Annotated in this window: 3 protein-coding genes and 1 pseudogene; 3 read left to right on the top strand and 1 reads right to left on the bottom strand. The window is 70.8% G+C overall.

Features of this window, described 5'->3' with window-relative positions; genetic code table 11:
- A partial coding sequence (locus FKV24_RS15705; RefSeq protein WP_141483059.1) for a molybdopterin oxidoreductase family protein occupies positions 1-2831 on the bottom strand: 2831 nt, incomplete at its 3' end.
- A 111-nt stretch (positions 2832-2942) separates the two neighbouring features.
- Here FKV24_RS15705 and FKV24_RS15700 point away from each other — a divergent pair.
- From FKV24_RS15700 to FKV24_RS15690, 3 genes and pseudogenes are all read left to right on the top strand, one after another.
- Positions 2943-3908, top strand: coding sequence for a helix-turn-helix transcriptional regulator (locus FKV24_RS15700; RefSeq protein WP_141483058.1), 966 nt, complete (start codon positions 2943-2945; stop codon positions 3906-3908).
- Positions 3909-3929: 21 nt separating this feature from the next.
- The gene (locus FKV24_RS15695) at positions 3930-4880 is read left to right on the top strand and encodes a patatin-like phospholipase family protein (protein ID WP_111265346.1); all 951 of its coding nucleotides are present in this window, start codon (positions 3930-3932) and stop codon (positions 4878-4880) included.
- 516 nt (positions 4881-5396) lie between these two features.
- Positions 5397-5677: pseudogene (locus FKV24_RS15690) on the top strand (hypothetical protein); the annotation flags it as partial.

Genomic DNA, 5677 nt, shown 5'->3' with positions numbered 1-5677 from the left:
GCCGCGCCCAGGGGCAGCGGCTCGAACTGCGGCGCGCTCTCGCCGCCGGTGGCCGCCGGCGCGATCCGCACCCGCAGGTCGAACCAGGCCGCCTGGCCGGTGACCGGGTCGGCGTTGGCGTAATCGCCCTTCGGGGTGATGTCGGAGATCAGGTGGTTGAGCAGGAAGCCCTTGCGGCCCTCCGGCGCCTCCTTGTCCAGGCGCCAGGCGCCACGGCGCTTGCCGATCGCGTTCCAGGTCCAGACCGTGTCCGGCTGCACGTTGGCGGCGAACTTCGCCTGCACGGTGATCTCGCCGAGATGCGAGGCGACGGTGATCCAGTCCTCGTCGGCGATGCCGTGGCGCGCGCCGGTGTCCGGATGCAGGTACAGGTAGTTGCGCGCGGTGATCTGGCGCAGCCAGGCGTTCTGCGAACCCCAGGCGTGGTACATGAACATCGGCCGCTGGGTCACCGCGCTGAGCGGATAGCGTTGCGCGGCATCGGCGATCTGCTCGCCCTCGAAGGGTTCGTACCAGATCGGCAGCGGATCGAAATAGGTCGCGACCCGTTCGCGATGCGCGGCCGGCGGCTGCTGCGCGCCGTGGCCCTGCGCGGCGAGGCGGAACTTCTGCAGGGTCTCCGAATACAGCTGCAATACGATCGGTTCGGCGTGGCCGATGAAACCCATCCGCTGCGCCCAGTCCAGGTAGCCGCGGTTGGCCATCTTGAAGTAGCGTGCATGCTCGGGGACCTCGCTGCGCCAGAAGCCGCCGTTGTCGATGTAGCGCTGCAACTGCCGCGGATTCGGTGGGCCCTTGGCCTCCAGTTCGCCGTCGCCGCCGCGCCAGCCGGCGAGCAGACCGACCCCGGGCGCGCGCTCATGACGGACGATGTAGTCGGCGTAGTCGCGATAACGCGGCGAGCCGTCCTCGTTGACCAGGCCGGGCAGGCCCAGGCGTGCGCCCAGTTCGATCAGCACCGATTGGAAGCCGCGCACGTCGCGCGGCTTTCCATCGGCACGCATGCCCTGCCGGGCCGGGTCCAGCACCGGGTGGCGGATCGCGTCGCTGGCGCCGTCGGCGTCGGAGATCGGCCGGTCGAGCAGGCTGATCGCGTCGAAGCGCTCCAGGTAGGTCGTATCCGGCAGCACCAGGTCGGCGTAGGCGACCATCTCCGAGGCGTAGGCATCGCTGTAGATGATCCGCGGGATGCGGTAGTCGCCGTCATCGTCCTTGTCGGTCAGCCAGCCGATCGTCTCGGCGGTGTTCATCGCCGAGTTCCAGCCCATGTTGGCCATGAACATCAGCAGGGTGTCGATCCGGTACGGGTCGCCGGCCCAGGCATTGCGGATGACGGTGTGCATCATCCCGTGCGCGGACAGCGGGTAGGCCCAGGAATAGGCGTGGTCGATGCGGCGCGGTTGGCCGTCGGCATCGACCACCAGGTCCTCCGGGCCGTGCACGAAGCCCAGCGGCGCGGCGTCGAGCACGCCGTCGTCGTTGCGCGCCTTGCCGGGGCGGTTCGGCGGCGCGATCGGTTTCGGGAACGGCGGCTGGTAGCGGAACGAGCCGGGGCTGTCGACCGCGCCCAGCAGCATCTGCAGCAGGTGCAGGGCACGGCAGGTATGGAAGCCGTTGCTGTGCGCGCTGATCCCGCGCATCGCATGCATGGCCACCGGGCGCCCGACCATCTCCGCGTGCTCGCGGCCCCAGGCGTCGGTCCAGGCGATCGGCAGGCGGATCGTCTGCTCGAAGGCGGCGTCGGCCAGTTCGCGGGCGATCCGGCGGATCGTCGCCGCCGGCACGCCGCAGCGCTCGGCGACCGCGTCGGGCGCGTACTGCGGGTCGAGGTAGCGCTCGGCGACCAGGTGGAAGACCGGCACCGTGCGACGGCCGTCGTCCAGCGCATACTCGCCGACCACCGCCGGCGAGATGCCGGTGGCGCCGGCATCGACCGCCTGTCCGGCGTCGCGGTCCCAGCACAGCGGCCGGCCCTCGGCATCGCGCGCGAACAGCCCGTCGTCGGCGCCGCCGGGATTGCGGATCACCAGCCAGTGCGCATTGGCGTAGCGGACCAGGTAGTCGAGGTCGATGCGGTCGGCCTTGAGCAGTTCGTGGATCAGGGCGAACGCGAACAGGCCGTCGGTGCCGGGGCGGATGCCGATCCACTCGTCGGCGATCGCGCCATAGCCGCTGCGCACCGGGTTCACCGCGACGATCTTGGCGCCGTTGGCCTTGACCCTGGCCAGGCCGAGCTTGATCGGATTGGAGTCGTGGTCCTCGGCCACGCCCCACAGCATCAGGTAGCGGGTGTGTTCCCAGTCCGGCTCGCCGAATTCCCAGAAACTGCCGCCGAGCGTGTACAGCCCGCCGGCGGCCATGTTGACCGAGCAGAAACCGCCATGGGCGGCGTAGTTGACCGTGCCGAACTGCTGCGCCCACCAGCCGGTCAGGGCCTGGCTCTGGTCGCGGCCGGTGAAGAAGGCCAGCTCATCGGGGTTGCGTTCGCGGATCGGCGCCAGCCAGGCGGTCGCGATCTCCAGCGCCTCGTCCCACTCGATCTCGCGGAACTCGCCGCTGCCGCGCTCGCCCACCCGCAGCAACGGCTTGTCCAGCCGCGCCGGCGAGTAGTGCTGCATGATCCCGGCCGAGCCCTTGGCGCACAGCACGCCCTGGTTGACCGGGTGGTCGGGATTGCCCTGGATGTAGCGGATGCGCCCGTCCTGCAGCCACACCTTGATGCCGCAGCGGCAGGCGCACATGTAGCAGGTCGTGGTCTTGACCTCCTCGCCGGGCGTCGGCGACAGGTCGATGGCGGGCTCGGACGGGCCGAGCGGGCTGGAACCGGGCATGGCGGTATTGTGCGCCCGCGATTCCGGCTTGGCGAGACATGGGCGATGGCATACGACCGCGCGACGATGCCATGCTAGGCACCCCGTCCCTCCGATCCCGGCCGGTCCGCCATGGAACGCATCGAACGCATCCACGCCCTGCACCGCATCCTCTCCAGCGCCCGCTACCCGGTCACGGTGCAGCGGTTGATGGAGGAACTGGAGTGCTCGCGCGCCACCGCCTACCGCGACCTGGCCTACCTGCGCGACTTCCTGATGGCGCCGGTGGTCGGCAACGGCGAGGCCGGCTTCAGCTACGACGCCGACGAGAAGGACCGCTTCGAGCTGCCGGGCCTGTGGCTGAGTTCGCAGGAGCTGCATTCGCTGCTGGCCGCGCAGCAGTTGCTGATGCGCAGCGGCGGCGGTGTGCTGTCGAACGCGCTGGCGCCGCTGCAGCAGCGCATCGAGAAGCTGCTCGACGAGCACGCCGGCGGCCGCCGGGTGCCGATGGAGCGGGTGCGGGTGGTGCCGCATCGCACCCGCAAGCTCGACGAACACGCGTTCCGCACCGTCGCCACCGCGGTGCTCGACCGCAAGCGGCTGGATTTCGAGTACCGGGCGCGCTCCACCGACGAGAGCACCCGCCGCGCGGTGTCGCCGCAGCGGCTGACCCACTACCGCGACAACTGGTATCTCGACGCCTGGGACCATGCGCGCGACGCGCTGCGCAGTTTCGCGGTCGACCGCATCACCGCGGCCAGGCTGGGCGAGACCGATGCGACCGACGTGCCCGAGGAGGAGCTGGACCGCCAGCTGGCATCGAGCTACGGCATTTTCTCCGGCACCCCGCGCGGCTGGGCGACGATCGTGTTCAACGCCAAGGCCGCGCGCTGGGTCGCCGACGAACACTGGCACTCGCAGCAGCAGGGCCGGTTCCTGCCGGATGGCCGCTACGAGCTGAAGCTGCCCTACAGCAACGGCCGCGAGCTGCTGATGGACGTGCTGCACTACGGCAGCGACGCCCAGATCGTGGAGCCGCCGGTGCTGCGCGAGCAGGCGCGCGCGCTGCTGTCGCTGGCGCTGAGCCAGTACGACTGAGGCGATCGTCCGGTCCGCGCCATGATGACCTCCGACCCGCCGCGGATCCGCCGCCACGAGCGCGTCGCCCTGGTGCTCGGCGCCGGTGGTGCGCGCGGGCTGGCCCAGATCGGGGTGATCCAGGCCCTGCAGGCGCGTGGCCTGAAGATCGTGGCGGTGGCCGGTTCCTCGGCCGGCGCCCTGGTCGGCGGGCTGTTCGCCGCCGGGCAACTGGATACCTATCGCGACTGGCTGCTGGGCCTGAGCCGCGCGCAGATGCTGCGCCTGCTGGATCCGGCGCTGGGACGTGCGGCGCTGTTCGAGGGCGACCGGTTGATGGCGGCGCTGCGCGAGTTGACCGGTTCGCCGCGGATCGAGGACCTGCCGATCGACTACACCGCGGTCGCGGTCGACCTGGTGCGTCAGCGCGAGGTATGGCTGCGCGAGGGCGACCTGTGGGACGCGGTGCGCGCCTCGATCGCGATCCCCGGCGTGTTTACTCCGCATCGCCTGCACGGCCGCGACCTGGTCGACGGTGGCCTGCTGGCGCCGCTGCCGATCGCCGCCAGCCGGTTGTCCGATGCGCAGCGCCTGATCGCGGTCGACATGCACGGCTGGCCCGAGCGCCCGCCGGGGACGCCGGCGGAGGCGGACGACGGGGCCCCGGACCTGGCCGACGTGGCCGCAGCGGAACCGCGCTCGGCCTGGCGCCGTCGCATCGATCGCTGGCTGCACCGCGACCGCGATGGCGAGGCCGATCCGGCGCTGGCCGTGGAAGGTTTGCCGGGCATGGGCTTCAGCGAGCTGATGGCGCGCTCGCTGGACACCATGCAGGCGCAGATCGCGCGCGTGCAGCTGGCGCTGGACCCGCCCGAGCTGGTGATCCGGATACCGCGCGATGCCTGTCAGTTCTACGAGTTCTGGCGCGCCGCCGAGCTGATCGAACTGGGCCACCGCGAGGCCGACAAGGCGCTCGACCTGGCCGGCTATTGATCGCCGCCATCGCAACTGCCTCCCTGGAGACCCCGTAGGAGCGGCGTGAGCCGCGATCCCCGGGCTGCGCCCGGGAATCCCCAAAGTTTGCTTCGCAAACCTTGGGCCCCGCCGTTGCGCTGCCACACCCCCATTCGCGCTGCGCGCGAATCGCCCCCCTCACTCAGGGGGCTGGGCCACCCGTCCCTGTCCTGTAGGAGCGGCGTAAGCCGCGATCCCCGGGCTGCGCCCGGGAATCCCCAAAGTTTGCTTCGCAAACCTTGGGCCCCGCCGTTGCGCTTCCATACCCCCATTCGCATCTGCGATGCGAATCGCCCCCTGACTCAGGGGGCTGGGCCATGCTTTCATGCCGTAGGAGCGGCGTAAGCCGCGATGGGGCTCTACCGGGAGGGGCGGGGTCGCAGCTCACGCCGCTCCTACAGGAGCTGTTTCGTCGTGCGTGAGCGGCGTCCTCGCCCTGTCTTAGCCGCTGAGATGGCGAGCGGCGACAGTGGCTCCACAGCAAAGGAGCCCGTCATGAACACCGTCCATGCCCACCGTTCCCCCGTCCTGTCCACGTCCGCGGGCGATCGCCCGCCACCGCACCCTGTGCTCGACGAGGTGCTGCGCGCCGTCGTCGCGATCGGCGCGGTGTTGCTGATCCTTGTCCCCGAGGCGCGCGGCGTGCATCCGCAGTTGGGTTGGCTGCCGCTGTGGCTGCTGGGCATGCCCTTGATCGCCTGGTGGGCCGCGCACCGGTTCAGGTTGCCCGGGCGGGCCGTCGATGATGCCGAGCGGCGGCCGTCGCGGCCGCTGCG

This window comes from Marilutibacter maris (assembly GCF_006546735.2).
Taxonomy (GTDB): Bacteria; Pseudomonadota; Gammaproteobacteria; order Xanthomonadales; family Xanthomonadaceae; genus Marilutibacter; species Marilutibacter maris.
Note: the sequence above shows the minus strand (reverse complement) of the source record. Positions and strands in the feature narration are given on the sequence as shown.